Raw genomic sequence first — 18,990 nt, forward strand, 5'->3', positions numbered from 1 at the left:
CCCCTACCACCCGGCCGGGTGAACCAGACCCCTGCCCGGTGGCCGGGCCACTGCCCGGAGCGCCGGCACGCCGGTCCGGTCCGCAGGGGGCGGGGCCTGCGCCTCGCTGGGGCGGGAGCCCTCGCCCTGGCCCGGGGCGGCCCGGCGGTCGGCCGCGCCCTGGGGCGCCCGGCCACTGCCGCTACCACTACCACTACCGGTGCCGGTGCCGCCGTCGGCGCCCCTGCGGCTGCCCGTGCCCGTGCCCGTGCCCGTGCCCGTGGACGGTTCGCCCGGTTCCGGCCGGGACGCCGTGATGTCGGCCGTGCTCTCCACCGGCTCGCCGTCGACCGCCCACACAGTGCCGTCGTCGGCGTGGAGGCGGGCCGTGACGTGGTGCGTGCCGCGGGGCACGAGGCCGGCGGCGAGGCGGTACTGCGGGGTGCGCAGCCGGGCGACCAGCCGGCCGTCGACATAGAGGTGCGCGAGGCCGCGGCCCGCGACCGCCCGGGGCGCGGCGCCGGCCGGCGAGAAGCGGAAGTTGCGGACGGTCAGCCGGACGTCCCAGGCGCCCGCCGCGGGCTGCACCTGCACGCCGACGCCGGGCGCGCCCTCCGGCTCCACCTCGCGGTAGGCCCGCCCCTGCTGGTCCCGGTCGTCCAGCAGCCGGCCCACCGGTGCGGGCGAGCCCTTCGGCTCCCCGGCGTCACCGCCGGAGTCGCAGCCCGCGAGTCCCGCCGGGACGAGGACACAGACCGCGAGCACGGCGAGAGGTCCACGTGTCCACGACATGCCCGGGAGCGTAGAACACACGTCCGGAGCGGCGGATCGTCCTGAAGTCGGGTTCCGGTCATCCGTGAAGAGGAGGGCCGCGTCCCTCTTGCGCCGGGGAAATCGCAATCCTACGGTGCTCCATAGGAATCGGATCCAAGGGAGCAGCACACATGGGCGATGGGGGCACCACCCGCGCGAGCGCAGGAGAGCGCGGGGAAGCGCGGAAGACCGCCGAAGGACTGACCTACCTCTCCGGCTTCGGCAACGAGCACAGCTCGGAGGCCGTCCCGGGCGCACTGCCCGAGGGCCGCAACTCGCCCCAGCGGGCGCCCTTGGGGCTGTACGCGGAGCAGCTCAGCGGCACGGCCTTCACCGAGCCACGGGCCCACAACCGGCGCTCCTGGCTGTACCGGATCCGCCCCTCGGCGGCACACCCGGCGTTCACCCGCACGCACAACGGCTCCCTCCGGACCGCCCCCTTCACCCAGACCGTGCCGGACCCCAACCGCCTGCGGTGGAACCCGCTGCCCGACCCCGCGCCCGGGACCGACTTCCTGGCCGGCCTGTGGACCCTGGGCGGCAACGGCGACGCCGCCCAGCGCACCGGCATCGCGGTCCACCTGTACGCCGCCGACACCTCCATGGACCGGGTGTTCAGCGACGCCGACGGCGAGCTGCTGATCGTGCCGGAGCGCGGCGGGCTGCTGCTGCGCACGGAGTTCGGCCTGCTGCATGTGGAGCCGGGACATGTGGCGCTCATCCCGCGTGGTGTCCGCTTCCGTGTGGAGCTGCTGGACGATTCCGCCCGCGGTTATGTGTGCGAGAACTACGGCGCTCCGTTCCGCCTGCCCGACCTCGGCCCGATCGGTGCCAACGGCCTGGCCAACCCCCGGGACTTCCGCGCCCCCGTGGCGGCGTACGAGGACGTCGAGGGCCCGGTGGAGGTGGTGAACAAGTTCTGCGGCAACCTGTGGACGGCCACCTACGACCACTCCCCCCTCGACGTCGTCGCCTGGCACGGCAACCATGTGCCCTACGTCTACGACCTGCGCCGTTTCAATGTGCTCGGCACCATCACCTACGACCACCCGGACCCGTCGATCTTCACCGTGCTGACGTCCCCGTCGGACACCCCGGGCCTGGCGGGGGTCGACTTCGTGGTGTTCGCACCGCGCTGGCTCGTCGGCGAGGACACCTTCCGGCCGCCGTACTTCCACCGGAACGTGATGAGCGAGTACATGGGCCTGATCGAGGGCGCCTACGACGCCAAGGCGGAGGGCTTCGTGCCGGGCGGCGGCTCGCTGCACAACATGATGTCGGCGCACGGCCCGGACCGGGAGACCTTCGACCGGGCGAGCGCCGCCGAGCTGAAGCCGCAGAAGATCGACGACGGCCTGGCGTTCATGTTCGAGACGCGCTGGCCGCTCACCCTCACCCCGCACGCGGCGAGGGCCGAGCACCTCCAGCAGCGCTACGACGACGTGTGGCAGGGCCTCGAGCGGCACTTCCGCCCCTTGCACTGATCATTTCCTGACGGTACGGATGGCCCCGTGACCTCCTTCGCCCCGGACTCGATCGTCCTGAACCGCAAGCTGCCGCTCTGGTACCAGGTGTCGCAGTCGCTGCGCGCCTCGATCCTCGGCCGCTCGCCCCAGGACCCGCTGCGCCTGCCCACCGAGGAGCAGCTGGCCGGGCACTACGGCGTGAGCGTGCTGACCATGCGGCAGGCGCTGAAGGAACTGGAGGACGAGGGGCTGATCTCCCGGCACCGCCGCCGGGGCACGTTCATCGAGCCGGACGCGCGCCGGGGTTCCCCGGTGCGGCTGCTCGGCTCGGTGGACGCGATCGTGGCCCAGCAGTCCGGGATGACGACCGAACTGCTGGAGCACGGCACGGTCCCGGTCCCGGGCGAACTGGCGGAGTTCTTCCCGGACCTGGCGGAGGTGTCGGCGTACCACCGGCTGCGCAGCGACGAGAAGACCGGGGAGCCGACCAACCACGCCCGCAACCACGTGCGTCCGGAACTGGCCGCGCGGATCGACCTGGACGACCTGGTGCGGTGGCCGATGACGAAGGTGCTGCGGGACGTGGTGGGCGCGGACATCAGCCGCATCACCGACACGGTGGAGGCGCGGCTGGCCGATCCGGAGACGGCGCGGCTGCTGCGGGTGCCCCTGCTGAGCCCGATCCTGCACTACACCGGCGTGACGTACGACGCCGACGGGCGGGCTCTGGACGTGGCCGTCATCCACTACCGCGGTGACCGGTTCTCGTTCACCGTGAGCCTGGACGCGACCTGAGCACCGCGGACCGGGCAGAGCGTGCGGGGCGGTTCCCCGCGCCCCCCCCTGGCGCGCCGGCACACGTCGTACGATGCGGGGCGTGACGCACGACGACGCTCCGCCGCTGGCGGACCTCATGCCGTGGTCCGTCGCACCGCCGCGGCTCGGCCGGGGGTGGCCGGCGGGCCCCGACGCGGCTTCTCTGAAAGCCCGTTGGGACGCGCTGATGAAGGCCGAGGGGCCCGACCGGGAGGCGCTGTTCGAGCCCAGCCGCTCGCGGACCCTGCACACGGCGGTCGGCCGGCTGCCGGGGCGGACCGCGGCCGGCACGGAACGCCTCGCACGCGCGTCCGGCCCGTGTCCGCAGCCGGTGCGGGCGCTGCTCGCGCCCTTCGACGAGCAGTGGCTCATCCCGGACCAGCGGCTGATCGACGCCGCCCGCCCGGAGCTGTGGCGGGTCGCCGACGACCGGCAGGTGTTCGCCGTGGAGGCCCCGGGGACGCCCGGCACCCCGCTGCTGTTCACCTCGCTGCTTCCCCTGCTGCGCCCGGGCCGGGTCCGCCCGCTGTTCCGCCGCCCCGGCGGGCGGGAGCCGAACCTGGCGCCCGGGCTGGTGGAGCACCTGGGCCGCCGCCTCGGTGCCGCGCCCTCCCCGCTCGACGTGCTGGCGTGGGTCGCGGCCGCCGTCCGGCCGGACCTCACCGTCCCGCTCACCGGGGACCCGGGCACCTGGGAGCGGGGCCTGGAGCACGGGCACCGGCTGCTGTGGCTGATGCGGCGCGACGGGGAGCGTCCCAAGCTGCCCGGCGGCCGCCGCCCCTACGTCCGCGCCCCGCTGCCGTCCCGCCCCCTGACTCTGCGCTACGACCGCGAGGAGGAGGCGCTCTTCGTGGACGGGGGACGTATCTCCCCCGTGCCGCCGCAGGCGTGGGAGTTCGAGGCGGGCGGGGTCCGGGTGCTGGAGCAGTGGTTCGCGGCGCGTGTCGCCGAGCCGGCGCCGGGCACCCTCGCGGCGATCCGCCCCACCGTCTGGCCCCAGGCGTGGACCTCGGAGCTGCTGGAGCTGATCACGGTCCTGGCGCTGCTCGCCGACCTGCGGCCGCTGGAGGACGGGCCGGAGCTGCCGGGCCCGGTCACCGCGACGGAGCTGGCCGAGGCGGGGGTGCTCCCCGCACCGGCGGCGGCCCGCCGCCCCGCGTCCGTCCTGGACGGCTCCGAGGAAGGCCCGGAAGGCCAACTGGCGCTGCTCTAGCCTTCCCTGCTCCGCCGGGCCGGACGTCCCGCTCGACCGATCCCTCGGCTGCGTACGCCCCGCGGGAGTACTGACCGGGAGTGGTCCACGCCCGCCGCACCGCGTACGCCGGGGCATCCGGCGCCCCGGGGGGCATCGCTCCAGTGGACGACGGGGGAACGCGACAACTCATCGGTGACGAGGGGAGACCGTGCCGTGGGCGCGCGGGAGAGCCGTGAGCGGGCGTGAAGGGACAGGGGGGCCGGGTGCGGCCCCCGGTCGTGCCGGGCGGGGAGAGGGCGTCGACGGGGGGCGTGCCGCGCTCGGGAACACACCCGGTGCCTGCTGCGTGCCGCGGGGATGACGGACGACGAGTGCGCAGCGGACGCCGGGGGCGGTGTGACCGCCCGAGCGCGGGACCCTACCTGCCGCCGAAAAGGGAGCGGCGCAGTCGGCGCAGCGGCGCGAAGAGCGAGACGCGGCGCACGCGCGCGCCCCTTCCACTGCGGTCGTGCGGCCGACGCGCGGTCAGTTCGCGCATCAGCGAGGTGGCCTCGACCGTCTCCCGCTGGGGGACGGCGGGGCCGCCCAGCACCGAGAGGTGGCGGTCGAGGCGCGAACTGGTCGCGCTGCTCCCGCAGGTGATCGCAGGGACCCTGGCCCTGCTGCGCACTGTTATCTGTTCCATGTCACTCCCCACCCGTACGAGTCCACCCGGCCCGGGCAGGTTAACCCTATCGTCCCGACCGGGCACACGTGTATCGCGGTCACAGGATTCACCTTCCCCGTAAGGGGGTTGACGATGTGTCTTCGATTACTCTCCGAATCCAACACTTTTCAGGGCGAGTTGGACGACGGGCTGACCGGTGGGCTGCGGCGAGCCGCCCGAGGGCTCGACGGTCACGGCCAGTGACGTCGCCGAGGTGCCCAAACCTGTCGCGACCAGGGGCGTGTCGCCCTCGAACAGGCCGAGCGAGCGCGGTTGCGCGCCCGGGCGCATGAGCCACAACTGGTGCACGCGGCCGCCCGCCGGGGTGCCGTATCCGCCGAGGGTGACGACCGCACTCCCCTCCGTGGCGGAAGCGATCACTCCGATCGTGCGGCCCCGGGCGTCCCGCCCGCTGCTCGCACGGGCGTCCGGAGCGGCGAGAACGTGGGCGATCTCACGTGACCGGTCCCGCTCGGCGGCCAGTTCGTCCTCGGTGCGGTGCGCCTGCACCGCGAACAGGGAGGCCACCACGAGGGCCGCCGCTGCGGTGGCCGTGGCGAAGGGGACGAACAACGGCTTGCGCCGCCGCGTCCGCTGCCGCGGCGGCGGGCGGACGCCCCACACGTGCGGCGGCAGCTGCGGGGCGTGCGGACGCGCCGCCTCCCGCGCCCCGTGCGGTGCCGGCTCCTGCGGGGTGGCGCGCACCGCGGCCATGACCCGGTCCCGCATCGCCGGCGGGGCCGGGACCGCGGTGGACCAGGCGAGGCGGACGGCGTCCTCGGACAGGGCGCGCACCTCGCCGGCGCACCGGTCGCAGCCGGCGAGGTGCTTCTCGAAGCGGACCCGCTCGGCGGGTTCCAGGGCGTCGAGCGCGTAGGGCGCCGCCAGGGAGTGCGGGTCCTCGCGTCGGAACAGGCTCATGCCACCCCTCCCAGGCACTCACGCATACGGGTCAGCCCGTCGCGCATCCGCGTCTTGACGGTCCCCAGCGGCAGGGACAGCTGGTCGGCCACCTCACGGTAGGTGTAGCCCTCGTAGTAGGCGAGGGTGACCGACTGGCGCTGCAGCACCGTGAGCCGGTCCAGGCAGCGGCGCACCCACTCGCGTTCGAGTCCGGCCTCGACCTCCTCGGTGACGTGGTCGAAGGCGGGCTGGTTCGCCCGCAGGGCCTCACGCTGCTCGCGCTCCCCGGCCGCGCGGGCGCTGCGCACCCGGTCGACGGCCCGGCGGTGGGCGAGGGTGAGGATCCAGGACATCGCACTGCCCCGGCCCGGGTCGAACCGTGCGGCGGACCGCCACGTCTCCAGCAGCACCTCTTGAGCCACCTCCTCCGACTGGGCGGGGTCGCGCACCACACGCCGTACGAGTCCGAACACCGGGCCGGACACCAGCCCGTACAGATCCTCGAAGGCTTTGTGGTCCCCGCCTGCCACGAGCAGCAGCAGCTCGTCCGCCTCCACTCGGTCCCCCTCTCCGAGGCCGCACCGGGCCTGTCCCCTCACACGAGGCATTCGCAACGCACACACCTCCGGACGGTGTTACGGATCCGGGCCGCGAAAACGCGGGTCCGGAGGAGAGGAAAGCGGAGCTGAAACAAGATCCGGGACCGGCCGTAAGAACGGTTGAGATTCGACCAATCCGCTTCGCCGGCCACTCCGAATGGCGTGTGTCAGGCAAGTCGGCACGGAGGACGGACGGCATGACAGCTATCTCCAGGAACGGTGCGGGACGCAGGAGCATCGCGACCGCGGTGTGCGGCGCGCTGGCCGCCGGCGGGCTCGCGGCCGCCGGTGTGACCGCGCTGGCACCTGAGGCGGCCACCGCCTCCAGCCACCGCGAGGCCCCCCTGATCTCGGGTACCCCGCAGTACGACAACACCGACGTGTACGCGTTCGTCAGCCCGGACAAGCCGGACACGACGACCATCGTCGCGAACTGGATCCCGTTCGAGGAACCCGCCGGCGGGCCGAACTTCTTCACCTTCGCCGAGGACGCCCAGTACGACCTGCGCGTCGACCGGAACGGGGACGCGCAGGAGGACCTGGTCTTCCGCTACACGTTCAAGACGCACACCAAGAACAAGAAGACGTTCCTGTACAACACCGGCCCCGTCGAGAGCCTCGACGACCCCGACCTCAACGTCACGCAGACCTACGACGTCGAGCTGATCAAGCTGCGCCACCTGAAGGCGGTGTCGAAGACCAAGGTCGCCGACGACGTGCCCGTGGCCCCGTCCAACGTGGGCAAGGCCTCGATGCCGGACTACGCCACGCTGCGCAAGCAGGCCGTGCACGAACTCGCCGGTGGCGCGCAGACGTTCGCCGGCCAGGCCGACGACCCGTTCTTCCTGGACCTGCGCGTCTTCGACCTGCTCTACGGCGGGAACCTCTCCGAGGTCGGCAACGACACCCTCAAGGGCTACAACGTCAACTCCATAGCCCTGCAGGTGCCCAGCAGCCTCATCGCCGAGTCGCACGACCAGCCGGTGGTCGGCATCTGGTCGACGACCCAGCGCAAGAACGCCCGGGGCTACTTCACGCAGGTCTCGCGCCTGGGCAACCCGCTGGTGAACGAGGTCGTCAACCCGCTGAAGGACAAGGACAGGTTCAACGCGGCCACGCCGCGCGACGACGCGAAGTTCCTGAAGAACGTCACCAACCCGGAGCTGCCGAAGCTCATCGAGGCGATCTACAAGATCCCGGCGCCCGCCGAGCCGCGCAACGACCTGGTCGACGTGTTCCTCAAGGGCGTCAAGGACCTGAACCAGCCGCCGCACGTGACGCCTTCGGAGCAGCTGCGGCTGAACACCTCGATCAAGCCGGCCGCCGAACCCAAGCGGCTCGGTGTCCTCGACGGCGACAACGCCGGCTTCCCCAACGGCCGTCGCCTCACCGACGACGTGATCGACGCCGCGCTGCAGGTCGTCGAGGGTGAGCTGGTGGGCTCGAAGAACGACCTGGGCGACGCGGTGGACAAGAACGACAAGGAGTTCGAGAAGTCCTTCCCGTACGTCGCCCTGCCGACCGAGGGGTCGCGCGGCCCGCTCGCCAAGGGCGTGGACGGGGGCAACGACGTCCGCAGCCAGCTCGGCGACGCCCTCCGGCCGGCCGGTGCGCAGGGCTCGGACGACACGCGCCTGATCGCCGCGTCCGCCGGGGCCGGGGCGGGCGGCATCGTCCTGATCGGCGCGGCCCTCATGTGGTGGCGCCGCATGCGGAACCGGGCGTACTGAGCCCTTCCGCCCCGCAGACAGGCGCGGCCCGTTCCCCGTCCCCCACGGCGCGGGCCGCGCCGCCGACTTCCGTCCCGCACAGCAGACCGAGGAAAGCCCATGCCTGCGCACGCGACCGACAGCACACCGCCCCGGCCGGACGACACCGGCGCGGCGGGCGACACCGCCGCGGTGGACGCCTCGGGCATGGCCGACGGCACGGGCGTCGTGGACGGCACGGAGGCAGTCGGCGACACGGGCGCGGTGGACGGTACGGGTGCCGTGAACGGCCCAGGCGATGCCAGCGGTTCCGAGGCAGCGGGCGCTCACGCCGAGCGGTCGATCGCCGGCACCGGAACCGGCGCCGCACCCCGCACCGGCACCGCACCCGGCACCGGCGGCGAGGGCGTCGATGCCGCCCGGCGCGTGGCCGTGATGCGGCGGGCCGCCGACGGGGGGCGGCGCTGGCGGGGGCTGCACCTGGCCGGGTGCGCCGCCCTGCTGGCCGTGGCGCTGACCGGCGGGGCCGTCGCCCTGGGGGGCGCCCAGGACGGCCGCACCGGAACCGCCGCCGTGTCCGCGGCCGGGGCGCTGTCACCCGGTGACCTGGCCCGGGGCGACCTCGGGGCGGCGATCGGGTCCTTGCAGCGCCACCTGCGCGCCCAGCCGAAGGACTTCGGCAGCTGGGCCACGCTGGGGCTCGCCTACGTGGAGCAGGCGCGCATCGAGGGCGACCCCTCCCGTTACCCGCAGGCCGAGCGCGCACTGCGGCGGTCCCTGGCCCTGCGGCCGGCCAACGACCAGGCCCTGGCGGGCCGTGCCGCGCTGGCCGCCGCCCGGCACGACTTCCCCGGCGCCCTCACGCACGCCGACCGGGCCCTGAAGCTCAACCCCTACAACGAACGCGCCCTGTGCACCCGTGTCGACGCCCTCGTCGAACTCGGCCGCTACGACGACGCCGCCGAAGCCGCGCGGACCGCGGACGACCGGCGCCCCGGCGTCCCCGTCTTCACCCGGTACGCCTACGTGCACGAGCTGCGCGGCGACGTGCGCACGGCGCGCGAGGTCCTGCACCGCGCCCTGGACTCGGCCCGCTCCCCCTCGGACGTCGCGTACGTGGCCACGGCGCTGGGGCAACTGGCCTGGAACCAGGGCGATCACGATGACGCCCTGGCCCACTACGCCCGTGCGCTCGCCGCCGACGACGCCTACCTCCCCGCGCTGGAGGGCCGGGCCCGCGCCCAGGCGGCGAGCGGCGACCGCGCCGCGGCGGTGAAGGGGCTGGAACAGACCGTGGCCCGCTCCCCGCTGCCCGGCCCGCTCGTCGCCCTCGGAGAGCTCTACGAGGACCGCGGCGCCGACGGCGACCGGGCGAGGGCGGAGGAGCAGTACGCCCTCGTCGACGCCTGGACGGCCCTGGCCCGCGCGGGCGGGGTGAACGCCGACCTCGACACGGCCATGGCCGCCGCCGACCACGGCGACAAGAAGGAAGCCCTGCGCGCGGCCCGCGCCGAGTGGAACCGCCGGCACAGCGTGCACACCGCCGACGCGCTCGCCTGGGCCCTGCACGTCAACGGCCGTGACGCGGAAGCCCTGCCGTACGCCCGGCGGGCGACCGCCACCGGCTACCGCAACGCCGCCTTCCTCCACCACCGCGGGGTCATCGAGCTCGCCACCGGCGACCGGCGGGCGGCCCGTACGCACTTGAAGGCCGCGCTGGACCTGAATGCCGGCTTCTCGCCGCTCGGCGCGCGCGAGGCCCGGACCGCACTCGAGGATCTGGAGGGGAACCGGTGATCCTGCGCCGGCTGTCCGCGTCCGGCGCCGCCGTCCTCACGGCCGCCTGCGCGCTCACCCTGCTGCCCGCCGCCACGGCGAGCGCCCACCCGCTGGGCAACTTCACCGTCAACCGCTACGACGGCCTGGTGGCGGCCCCCGGTGAGCTCCGGGTGCGCCACGTCGAGGACCTCGCGGAGATCCCGGCGACCCAGGCGAAACCGGACGTCGAGCGGCTCGGCCTGCGCATGTGGGCGCGTGAGCGCTGCGCCGCGGCCGCGGCGGACAGCAGGGTCACGGTGGACGGGCACCGCGCCTCCCTCACCGTCGTACGCGGCCACGCCCGCGTGCGGCCGGGGCAGGCGGGGCTGGACACGCTCCGCGTGGAGTGCGACCTGACCGCCCCGCTGCCGTCGGGCGAGAAGTCGGAGGCGAGGACCGTGTCCCTGGCCTTCCGGGGTGCGGGCTCCTCCTCCGGGCCCGGCTGGCGGGAGATCACAGCACGGGGCGACCGGATGACCCTTGCCGCGTCCGACGTGCCCGAGAAGTCGCTGTCACGGGAACTGACCCGCTACCCCGAGGAGTTGCTCTCCTCCCCCGCCGACACCGCGTCCGCCGCCCTGCGCGTGCGCCCGGGCGGCCCGGCCCTCGCCGGGCAGGAGCGGGACGCCCCGGCGGCCTCGGTGCTGCCGCGCGGCGCCGACCGCTGGACGCGTGCCCTGGACGAGCTGGTCGCCCGGCACGACCTCACCGCCGGGTTCGCCGCACTGGCCCTCGGCATCGCCGTCGTCCTCGGCGCGATGCACGCGCTCGCTCCGGGCCACGGCAAGACCATCATGGCCGCGACGGCGGCGGCCCGGGGCGGCCGGGCCCGGATGAAGGACGTCCTGCCCATGGCCGCCTCCGTGACGGTCACCCACACCCTGGGCGTGGTCGCCCTCGGCCTGCTGGTCACGGCCGGTTCGGCGGCGGCCCCCTCGGTGATCGCCTGGCTCGGCGTCGCCAGCGGCCTCCTGGTGACACTGGCGGGCGCGAGCCTGGTCCGCCGCGCCCTGCGCAACCGCCCGCACACCCACACCCCCACCCACACTCACGAACACGCCCCCGCGCACGGCGCCCACGAACACGGCCACGACCACCCGCACGGGGACGGCGACGACCACCACCACGACCAGAGCCACCGCCACGACCACGGCGACCCCCACGACCACGGCCACGCGCACGAGCACCAAGACGCCCACACCCACCCCCACCCTCATCCCCAGGGTGTCGTGCACACCCACGGCGGGTTCACCCACTCCCACCCCGTCGCCCCCACCCTGCGCGGCACGATCCTCATGGGCTTCGCCGGAGGCCTCGTGCCCAGTCCGTCCGCCGTCGTCGTGCTGGTCGGTGCCGCAGCCCTCGGCGAGGCGTGGTTCGGTCTGCTCCTGGTGGTCGCCTACGGCGTCGGCCTGGCGCTCACCCTCACCGCCGCCGGGTACGCCGTCGTCAAGGCGGGCAGCGGCATGACCCGGCTGCTGGAACGGCGCCCGCGGTGGACGGCGGGCCCGGTGGCGGCCCTGGTCCGCCGTACCGCCCCGCTCGGCTCGGCCTTCGCCGTCGTCGTCCTCGGGGCCGGACTGGTGTTCAAGGGGGCGGCATCCGCACTGGGCTGAGTTACGTTCGTGAGGGAATCCGGCGTGGCGGGGAAGACAGACCCCGTGGGAATTCCGCCCGGCTGCGAAGGGGGCACCGTGTCCGAAGAACCGGGCCGTGAACGGGTGATCGCGGGCCGCTACCGGCTGCTGTCGCCGCTCGGCGAGGGCGGCATGGGGACGGTGTGGCGCGCCCGTGACGAGGTGCTGCACCGCGAGGTGGCCGTCAAGGAGGTGCGGGCCCCGGCCGGGCTCGCGGCCGACGACGTGCAGCGCCTGTACGCCCGGCTGGAGCGGGAGGCCTGGGCGGCGGCCCGGGTGGCCGACCGCAACGTGGTCACGGTGTACGACGTAGCGACGGACGAGGGCCGGCCCTGGGTCGTCATGGAGCTGGTCCGCGGCCTGTCCCTGGCCGAGGTGCTGGACGCCGAGGGCCCCATGCCGCCGCAGCGGGCGGCGCACATCGGCGCGGAGGTGCTGGCCGCGCTGCGCTCCGCCCACGAGGCGGGGGTGCTGCACCGCGACGTGAAGCCGGCCAACGTGCTGATCGCGAACGACGGGCGCGTCGTGCTCACCGACTTCGGCATCGCGACGGTCGAGGGCAGTTCCGCGCTGACCATGACCGGCGAGGTCATCGGCTCCCCCGAGTTCCTCGCCCCGGAGCGTGCGCTCGGCCGGACGCCCGGACCGGAGTCGGACCTGTGGTCGCTCGGTGTACTGCTGTACGCGGCGGTCGAGGGCCACTCCCCGTTCCGGCACGACACCCCGCTGAGCACCCTGCGCGCCATCGTGGACGAGGAGTTGCCGCCGCCGTACCGGGCGGGACCGCTCGCCCCGGTCATCGAGGGGCTGCTGCGCAAGGACCCCGGGCAGCGGTTGCCGGCCGGGCGGGCCGAGCAGGATCTGCGGCTCGTGGCGGCGGGCGGTGCGCCCCGTGCGGATGCGGTGGGGCCGGTGGCGTTCCCGCCGACGGTGGCGGTGCACCGGGAGCCCTCCCCCACTCCGCCGATGCCGTTCCCCGGCAGCACGGCGGCAACCGGACCGGACACGGCGACCGCGACCGGGCCGGACCGCGACCGCGACCGCAGGGCGGGCCGGGTGCTGGTCGCGGGGGTGATCGCCCTGGCGCTCGCGGCGGGCGGGCTGACGTACGCGCTGCTGAACGACGAGGGCGGCGACGGGAAGAAGGACCAGGGCGGCGGGGCGAGTACGCCGGCCGTGACCGAGGGTCCCCGCAAGAGCACCGGTAACGGGAAACCGAGCCCGTCCCCGACGCCGAGCGAGCGGGAGAGCGAGAAGAGCAGCCCGCCGCCTCAGTCGGTGCGGGTGGGCCTGGACGGAACGCGCACGGACTACCGGGGGACGTGCCCGCCGCCGGGTGTCCGGGCACCGCGCTTCACCGCGACGCTGACGGTGGGGACGCTGCCGGCCGAGGTGCGCTACCGCTGGAGGACGGGCGACGGCCAGGTGCTCGACGAGGGGTGGAAGACCCTGTCGTTCCCGGAGGGCGGCGGCCGTACGAAGCGGGACACGGTGACCGTGACGACGGACGAGGAGTCCGGAACGATCGAGAACGAGATCAGTGTCGAGGTGCGGGAGCCGGTGCGGACGACGTCCGACGCGGTGGCGTTCTCGATCACCTGTGAGACGGAGACCCCGACGGGCGGGGCCTCCCCTTCTCCTTCGGTCACGGACGGGGGCACGGAGCCGGATGCGGACTCCGGCTGACCCGCCGGGGTGGGGTGGCCGGTGGGGCCGGTGGGGGCAGGTCAGTCGTTGGCGTTCAGGACCGGCAGGTAGCCGCCCGACTGGCCGGGGGCCTTCGGGTGGTAGGACTCGCCGATGTTCAGCCAGTTGACGCTGTGCAGCCAGGAGTCGCCGGAGCAGATCTCGTGGCCGGTGAAGGTGGAGCGGACGTCACCGAAGGTGAAGCCGTGGTTCGCGGCGCGCTTGCCGATGGCGGTGTTGAGGTGGTCCGAGGCGTCGTTGATGGCCTTGCGCTTGGCCTCGGACAGGCCGAGGCAGGTGGTGCCGAGCTTGTAGAAGCGGGGGTAGCCCAGGACCACGACCTTGGCGTTGGGCGCCTTGGAGCGGATCGCCGAGTACACGCTGTCGAGCTTGCCGGGGAGCGTGGAGTCGACGTAGGCGCGGGCGGTGTTGATGCGGGAGAGGCAGGAGCTGTCGGACTGGGTGACGCAGGTCGTCATGACGTCGGCGAAGCCGGCGTCGTTGCCGCCGATGCTGATGGACACGAGCGCGGTGGTGCTGCTCAGCGGGCCGAGCTGCCCGGACAGAACATCACCCGTTCGGGCGCCGGAACAGGCCGTGAAGTCGAACGCCGAGGGTGAGTTGGCGGCGGCCCAGAGGTAGGGGTAGGCCTTCGTGCTGCGCTTGCAGTCGCCGCTGGAACCGATGTAGCTGCCGGCGCCCACTCCCGAGGAGTAGGAGTCACCGAGCGCTGCGTACGGGCCTGTTGCGGCGAGTGCGGACGCCTGCGCCGTGGCTGCCCCGGTGAGGGCGGTGCCGGCGGCGAGGAGGAGCGAGCTCACGAAGACGACAAGTCGGGAACGTCTCATGGAACCTCCCTTTAGCAGGATCTCTGCCACAACCGTGGTAGCAACGACGCGCGTTGACAGGAAGTGTCCATGCCAAGTTCTTTTCGTTCTCTTCACGCCTGGTGGCACGTTCACGGCACACGCCGGGAGTTTCGGACGGTGCCTGTTGCGTGCTCATGACAGGTTTGTTGAGGGGTTCTCAACTCTCTTGTCCCGTAACCGGGTCCGGCCGAGGCTGTTCCCAGGCCGGGAGCGGAACAGCACGCTCCCGGTCCGTGTGCGCGAGCACGCGCGCACCCCCCACAGGACGCGCGCCCCACCCGGGCGCGCGCCGCCCGGAGGAGGACTCCCCCGTCATGGCACAACCGCGAAGCAAGAGACTCGGACTCGCCGCGCTCACCTCGCTGGCGACCGCCGCCCTCGTGGGCGGTCTCACCGCCCTGCCCGCCCAGGCCGCTCCGGCCGAGGGCCGGGTGCTGGCCGCGGACTCACCGTCCGCGGTGAAGAACAGCTACATCGTCACGCTCCGCAAGAGCGCCGGCCTGAAGGCGTCCTCGGCCGCGGCCAAGAGCCTCGTCAAGGGCTACGGCGGCTCGGTGGAGCGGACGTTCGGTTCCGCGCTGAACGGCTACTCCGCCTCCCTCTCGGCCGGCGAGGCCCGGCGGCTGGCCGCCGACCCCGCGGTGGCGTCCGTGGAGCAGAACCAGCGCGTCTCGCTCGCCGCCACCCAGACGTCCGCCCCCTGGGGCCTGGACCGGATCGACCAGCCCTCCCTCCCGCTGTCCCGCACCTACACCTACCCGGACAGCGCGGGCAGCGGGGTCACCGTCTACGTGGTGGACACCGGCGTGCGCATCACGCACCAGCAGATCAGCGGCCGGGCCGCACACGGCTACGACGCCGTCGACGGCGACAACGACGCCTCCGACGGCAACGGCCACGGCACCCACGTGGCCACCACGGTCGCGGGCTCCACCTACGGTGTCGCCAAGAAGGCGAAGGTCGTGGGCGTGCGGGTGCTGAACAACAGCGGGTCCGGCACCACGGCCGGCGTGATCGCGGGCATCGACTGGGTCACGCGCAACCACTCCGGCCCCTCGGTCGCCAACCTGTCCCTCGGCGGCGGGGCGTCCACCGCCCTGGACACGGCGGTCCGCAACTCCATAGCGAGCGGCGTCACGTACGCCGTCGCCGCGGGCAACAGCAACACCTCCGCCTCCTCGTCCTCCCCGGCCCGGGTCGCCGAGGCCCTCACGGTCGGCGCCACCACCAGCTCCGACGCCCGGGCGAGCTACTCCAACTACGGCTCGGCCCTGGACCTGTTCGCGCCCGGCTCCTCGATCACGGCGGGCTGGCACACGAGCGACACCGCCACCAACACCATCTCCGGCACCTCGATGGCCACTCCGCACGTGGCGGGCGCGGCTGCGGTCTACCTGGCGGGCCACCCCTCCGCCGGCCCCGCGCAGGTCGCCTCGGCCCTGGTGGCGGGTGCCGCCACCGGCAAGGTGACCGGCCCGGGTGCGGGTTCGCCGAACCGGCTGCTGCAGCTCGTCGGGTGACACCCCCGCCGACCGCCCCCACAGGGGCGAACGCCTGAACAGCCGTTCCCCGAAAGGCCCTGATCGCCTCCGGGGAACGGCTCTTCCTGCGACGGGAAACGGTCGACTTGTGTCCCACCGGGCGCACGGAGCGACGGCCAAACCAACAAAAACGTGAGTGGCCGTTCCAGGTCTTGCCATACGGGTTCAATCGTCAATACCGTCATACATCTCACCCGCATCGGTCCGTCTGTACGCGGCTCCAGGGGAGGGCTCAGGACCGCGACGAACCGGCGCGGGGCGCGGTAGGGGGGTGCCGTGCTCGGTGGCCGCAGTGGTCTCCGGGCCGTGCCGCGCGGTCGGCTGCCGTTTTCGCGGCCGGTCAGTTCTGCCAGCTCACCCGGCATGCCGGAGCTCCATTCCGGCGTGCCTCGCCGTTCCGGCGTGCCCCGGGTGAGAACCCCCCTTTCGAACCGGACTGGATCCGGACTGCCCTGGGGGGGCGGTCCACCGGACGAGAGGGACCAGACTCATGAGTTCAGTTCTGCAGCCGGCCGTGACGGAGGATCATCCGCCGACCGCAGCCAAGTACCGGCCCGTCTCCTCGCACCTGGCCATCGCACCGCCCGTGAGCGTGGTCATCCCGGCGATGAACGAGGCGGAGAACCTTCCGTACGTCTTCAAGACCCTGCCCGACTGGATACACGAGGTGGTCCTGGTCGACGGCAACTCCACCGACGACACCGTCGCGGTGGCCCGTGACCTGTGGCCCGGTGTCAAGGTCGTCGAGCAGCGCGGAAAGGGCAAGGGGGACGCGCTGATCACCGGCTTCCAGGCGTGCACCGGCGACATCATCGTGATGGTCGACGCGGACGGCTCGGCCGACGGCAACGAGATCGTGTCGTACGTCTCCGCCCTGGTCTCCGGCGCGGACTTCGCCAAGGGCTCGCGCTTCGCCAACGGCGGCGGCACCGACGACATGACCTTCATCCGCAAGCTCGGCAACTGGGCGCTGTGCACGGCCGTCAACCGCAAGTTCGGCGCCCGGTACACCGACCTGTGCTACGGCTACAACGCCTTCTGGCGGCACTGCCTCGACAAGATCGACCTGGACTGCACCGGCTTCGAGGTCGAGACCCTGATGAACATCCGGGTGGTGAAGGCCGGGCTCAAGGTGCAGGAGATCCCGAGCCACGAGTACCTGCGCATTCACGGCACGAGCAACCTGCGGGCCGTGCGGGACGGTCTGCGCGTGCTGCGGGTGATCCTGCGGGAGCGCTCCAACCGGCGTGCCCTGCGGCGCCGTTCGTCCCGGTCGTCGTCGATTGCGGCGGCGGTGCGGGAGAGGGTGTCTTGAGCGGTCCCGACGTCTCCGTCGTGATCTGCGCCTACACCGAGGACCGCTGGGAGGACATCCTCGCGGCGGTCTCCTCGGTGCGGGTGCAGTCCCGGCCCGCACGGGAGACGCTGCTGGTCGTCGACCACAACGCAAGCCTCCGGGACCGGCTGGAGCGGGAGTACAAGGACGCGGGCGAGGTGCGGGTGCTCGCCAACGCGGGCCCCCGCGGCCTGTCCGCTGGCCGCAACACCGGTATCGCGGCGGCCCGCGGCGAGATCGTGGCCTTCCTCGACGACGACGCCGTGGCGCAGCGCGACTGGCTGCGGTACTTCGCCGAGGCGTACGCCGACCCGCGGGTGGCCGCGGTCGGCGGTCGCACGGTGCCGGTCTGGGCGTCGGGGCGGCGGCCGCACTGGTTCCCGGAGGAGTTCGACTGGGTGGTGGGCTGCACGTACCGGGGCCTGCCGCCCGGCCGGGTCCGCGTGCGCAACGTGCTGGGCGGCAACGCCTCGTTCCGGCGCAGCGCCTTCGACGCGGCGGGCGGCTTCGCCACCGGGATCGGCAGGGACGGCGACAAGCGCCCGCTGGGGTGCGAGGAGACGGAACTGTGCATCCGCCTGTCCCGGGCCCGGCCGGACGCCGTCCTGCTGATCGACGACCGGGCGGTCATCCACCACCGGGTGCCCGAGGCGCGCGAGCACTTCCGCTACTTCCGCACCCGCACCTACGCCGAGGGCCTGTCCAAGGCGCTCGTGGCCCGCAGCGTCGGCGCGGACAAGGGCCTGGAGTCCGAACGCCGGTACGCCACCCGGGTGCTGCCGGCCGGGGTGGCCCGGGGACTGCGGGACGCCGTGCTGGCCCGGCCGGGCGGCGCGGGCAGGGCCGGCGCGATCGTCGCCGGGGTGCTCACGGCGGCGGGCGGCTACCTCGTCGGCACCGTCCGCGCCCGCCGCGGCGGCACGACGTTCCAGGTCCCCGAGGTGGCGACGGGAACCACCGTCCCCGAGGAGGCGACGGGCACCGGCGCGCCGGAGGAGGAGAAGGCTCCGGCAGCCACCGGTCGCGGGCCGCGGGCCGTGCGGGAAGGAGCGGGTTCGTGACCGACGCGCGGGTGCCGATCCTGATGTACCACGCGGTCGCCGACGCCCCGAACGAGGCGACGCGCGCCCTGTCGGTGACCCCGAAAGCGTTCGCCGAGCAGATGGCGGTGTTGGCCGACCAGGGCCGCACACCGCTCACCACGGCCGGACTCGCCGCGTGCTGGCGCTCCGGCCGCCCGCTGCCCGGCCGGCCGGTCCTCGTCACCTTCGACGACGGCTACGAGGGCGTGCACCGGCACGCCCTGCCGGTCCTGGCCGAGCACGGCTTCCCGGCGACCCTGTTCGTCTCGACCGGGTGGCTGCGCGGGCCGTACGACACCGGGGGCGGACCGGACACCATGCTGGACTGGGACCAGGTCCGGGAACTCGCCGCTGCGGGCGTGGAGATCGGCGGGCACAGCCACAGCCACCCGCAGCTCGACCAGGTCTCCGAGGCCACCCTGCGGTTCGAGCTGATCCACTGCAAGGAGATCGTCTCCGACCAGCTGGGCTCGGTGCCGGCCTCGTTCGCCTACCCCTACGGCTACTCCGACCGCCGGGTCCGGCAGGCGGTGCGCGAGACGGGGTACGCCCAGGCCCTCGCCGTCGGCAACGGCCTCGCGCGCCGGGCGCAGGGGCCGTACGCCCTGCGGCGGGTGACGGTGCGCCGCGACACCGGCATCGAGGAGTTCGAGCGGACGGTCGAGGGCCGGGCGATCGCCCGGACCTTCGCCCGCGACCGCGCCCTCACCAAGGGCTACGCGGTGGTCCGCCGGGCGCGGCGGGCCGCCCGCACGCTCGCCGGCTCCGGCGGCTGACGCGGCCGGGACGGGCCCGCCGCGTGCACCGGAAAACGGGTGCACGCGGCGGTTCCGTG

General features: G+C 73.8%; 16 protein-coding genes. 11 read left to right on the forward strand and 5 right to left on the reverse strand.

Annotated elements, in window-relative coordinates:
- Positions 1 to 3: 3 nt before the first annotated feature.
- Positions 4 to 771 carry a nuclear transport factor 2 family protein gene (locus tag ACFYWG_RS31145; protein WP_389204310.1) on the reverse strand — a complete coding sequence of 256 codons (768 nt, stop codon included), beginning with the start codon at positions 769 to 771 and terminating at the stop codon, positions 4 to 6.
- Positions 772 to 923: 152 nt separating this feature from the next.
- Between ACFYWG_RS31145 and hmgA the strand changes: the two genes are divergently transcribed.
- The 3 genes from hmgA (at position 924) to ACFYWG_RS31160 (ending at position 4,287) form a co-directional block, all read left to right on the forward strand.
- Positions 924 to 2,276 carry a homogentisate 1,2-dioxygenase gene (gene hmgA, locus ACFYWG_RS31150; RefSeq protein ID WP_383503626.1) on the forward strand — a complete coding sequence of 451 codons (1,353 nt, stop codon included), beginning with the start codon at positions 924 to 926 and terminating at the stop codon, positions 2,274 to 2,276.
- Positions 2,277 to 2,303: 27 nt separating this feature from the next.
- Entirely contained in the window at positions 2,304 to 3,053 is a 750-nt protein-coding gene (locus tag ACFYWG_RS31155) for a GntR family transcriptional regulator (RefSeq protein WP_376331328.1), read from the forward strand.
- A gap of 73 nt (positions 3,054 to 3,126) precedes the next feature.
- Positions 3,127 to 4,287 (forward strand): type ISP restriction/modification enzyme, encoded by a 1,161-nt coding sequence (locus tag ACFYWG_RS31160; RefSeq protein ID WP_389204311.1) that lies wholly within the window; start codon positions 3,127 to 3,129, stop codon positions 4,285 to 4,287.
- A 400-nt stretch (positions 4,288 to 4,687) separates the two neighbouring features.
- Here the strand turns inward: ACFYWG_RS31160 and ACFYWG_RS31165 are convergent, their stop codons facing one another.
- The 3 genes from ACFYWG_RS31165 to ACFYWG_RS31175 all read right to left on the reverse strand — a co-directional run bounded on the left by ACFYWG_RS31165 (position 4,688) and on the right by ACFYWG_RS31175 (position 6,435).
- The gene (locus tag ACFYWG_RS31165; RefSeq protein WP_383503623.1) at positions 4,688 to 4,954 is read right to left on the reverse strand and encodes a hypothetical protein; all 267 of its coding nucleotides are present in this window, start codon (positions 4,952 to 4,954) and stop codon (positions 4,688 to 4,690) included.
- A 126-nt stretch (positions 4,955 to 5,080) separates the two neighbouring features.
- Complete coding sequence (locus tag ACFYWG_RS31170; RefSeq protein WP_376331323.1) at positions 5,081 to 5,896, reverse strand: anti-sigma factor domain-containing protein; 816 nt, start codon at positions 5,894 to 5,896, stop codon at positions 5,081 to 5,083.
- Positions 5,893 to 6,435: a sigma-70 family RNA polymerase sigma factor gene (locus ACFYWG_RS31175; protein ID WP_383503622.1), complete on the reverse strand. Its 543-nt coding sequence runs from the start codon at positions 6,433 to 6,435 to the stop codon at positions 5,893 to 5,895. Before ACFYWG_RS31175 ends, ACFYWG_RS31170 begins: the two co-directional genes overlap by 4 nt.
- Before the next feature lie 239 nt (positions 6,436 to 6,674).
- On the opposite strand from ACFYWG_RS31175, the gene ACFYWG_RS31180 reads away from it, so the two are divergent.
- The 4 genes from ACFYWG_RS31180 to ACFYWG_RS31195 all read left to right on the forward strand — a co-directional run bounded on the left by ACFYWG_RS31180 (position 6,675) and on the right by ACFYWG_RS31195 (position 13,327).
- On the forward strand, positions 6,675 to 8,207 hold the full coding sequence (locus tag ACFYWG_RS31180) for a DUF4331 domain-containing protein (RefSeq protein ID WP_383503621.1): 1,533 nt from the start codon (positions 6,675 to 6,677) through the stop codon (positions 8,205 to 8,207).
- Positions 8,208 to 8,306: 99 nt separating this feature from the next.
- The gene (locus ACFYWG_RS31185) at positions 8,307 to 9,983 is read left to right on the forward strand and encodes a tetratricopeptide repeat protein (RefSeq protein ID WP_389204312.1); all 1,677 of its coding nucleotides are present in this window, start codon (positions 8,307 to 8,309) and stop codon (positions 9,981 to 9,983) included.
- Positions 9,980 to 11,620 (forward strand): nickel transporter, encoded by a 1,641-nt coding sequence (locus ACFYWG_RS31190; protein WP_389204313.1) that lies wholly within the window; start codon positions 9,980 to 9,982, stop codon positions 11,618 to 11,620. Before ACFYWG_RS31185 ends, ACFYWG_RS31190 begins: the two co-directional genes overlap by 4 nt.
- A gap of 78 nt (positions 11,621 to 11,698) precedes the next feature.
- Complete coding sequence (locus ACFYWG_RS31195) at positions 11,699 to 13,327, forward strand: serine/threonine-protein kinase (protein WP_385420642.1); 1,629 nt, start codon at positions 11,699 to 11,701, stop codon at positions 13,325 to 13,327.
- Between the two features lie 41 nt (positions 13,328 to 13,368).
- On the opposite strand, the gene ACFYWG_RS31200 is transcribed toward ACFYWG_RS31195, so the two are convergent.
- Entirely contained in the window at positions 13,369 to 14,175 is an 807-nt protein-coding gene (locus ACFYWG_RS31200; RefSeq protein ID WP_376331313.1) for an SGNH/GDSL hydrolase family protein, read from the reverse strand.
- 335 nt (positions 14,176 to 14,510) lie between these two features.
- On the opposite strand from ACFYWG_RS31200, the gene ACFYWG_RS31205 reads away from it, so the two are divergent.
- The 4 genes from ACFYWG_RS31205 to ACFYWG_RS31220 all read left to right on the forward strand — a co-directional run bounded on the left by ACFYWG_RS31205 (position 14,511) and on the right by ACFYWG_RS31220 (position 18,931).
- Positions 14,511 to 15,716, forward strand: coding sequence for a S8 family peptidase (locus tag ACFYWG_RS31205; RefSeq protein ID WP_389204314.1), 1,206 nt, complete (start codon positions 14,511 to 14,513; stop codon positions 15,714 to 15,716).
- A 511-nt stretch (positions 15,717 to 16,227) separates the two neighbouring features.
- Positions 16,228 to 17,052, forward strand: a complete 825-nt coding sequence (locus ACFYWG_RS31210) for a glycosyltransferase family 2 protein (RefSeq protein WP_383503616.1) — start codon at positions 16,228 to 16,230, stop codon at positions 17,050 to 17,052.
- A complete protein-coding gene (locus ACFYWG_RS31215) occupies positions 17,049 to 18,134 on the forward strand; it encodes a glycosyltransferase (protein WP_389204315.1) in 1,086 nt (361 codons plus the stop codon). The genes ACFYWG_RS31210 and ACFYWG_RS31215 overlap by 4 nt, the downstream gene beginning before the upstream one ends.
- Positions 18,131 to 18,931 carry a polysaccharide deacetylase family protein gene (locus ACFYWG_RS31220; RefSeq protein WP_383503614.1) on the forward strand — a complete coding sequence of 267 codons (801 nt, stop codon included), beginning with the start codon at positions 18,131 to 18,133 and terminating at the stop codon, positions 18,929 to 18,931. The genes ACFYWG_RS31215 and ACFYWG_RS31220 overlap by 4 nt, the downstream gene beginning before the upstream one ends.
- Positions 18,932 to 18,990: the final 59 nt, after the last annotated feature.

Origin of the sequence: Streptomyces sp. NPDC003456, assembly GCF_042878735.1 — a bacterium.
Taxonomy (GTDB): Bacteria; Actinomycetota; Actinomycetes; order Streptomycetales; family Streptomycetaceae; genus Streptomyces.

Coding starts and splice junctions, on each gene's coding strand:
- ACFYWG_RS31145 (WP_389204310.1), bottom strand. CDS start 771: ATGTCGTGGACACGTGGACCTCTCGCCGTGCTCGCGGTCTGTGTCCTC.
- ACFYWG_RS31165 (WP_383503623.1), bottom strand. CDS start 4,954: ATGGAACAGATAACAGTGCGCAGCAGGGCCAGGGTCCCTGCGATCACC.
- ACFYWG_RS31170 (WP_376331323.1), bottom strand. CDS start 5,896: ATGAGCCTGTTCCGACGCGAGGACCCGCACTCCCTGGCGGCGCCCTAC.
- ACFYWG_RS31160 (WP_389204311.1), top strand. CDS start 3,127: ATGCGGGGCGTGACGCACGACGACGCTCCGCCGCTGGCGGACCTCATG.
- ACFYWG_RS31205 (WP_389204314.1), top strand. CDS start 14,511: ATGGCACAACCGCGAAGCAAGAGACTCGGACTCGCCGCGCTCACCTCG.
- ACFYWG_RS31210 (WP_383503616.1), top strand. CDS start 16,228: ATGAGTTCAGTTCTGCAGCCGGCCGTGACGGAGGATCATCCGCCGACC.
- ACFYWG_RS31180 (WP_383503621.1), top strand. CDS start 6,675: ATGACAGCTATCTCCAGGAACGGTGCGGGACGCAGGAGCATCGCGACC.
- ACFYWG_RS31200 (WP_376331313.1), bottom strand. CDS start 14,175: ATGAGACGTTCCCGACTTGTCGTCTTCGTGAGCTCGCTCCTCCTCGCC.
- hmgA (WP_383503626.1), top strand. CDS start 924: ATGGGCGATGGGGGCACCACCCGCGCGAGCGCAGGAGAGCGCGGGGAA.
- ACFYWG_RS31185 (WP_389204312.1), top strand. CDS start 8,307: ATGCCTGCGCACGCGACCGACAGCACACCGCCCCGGCCGGACGACACC.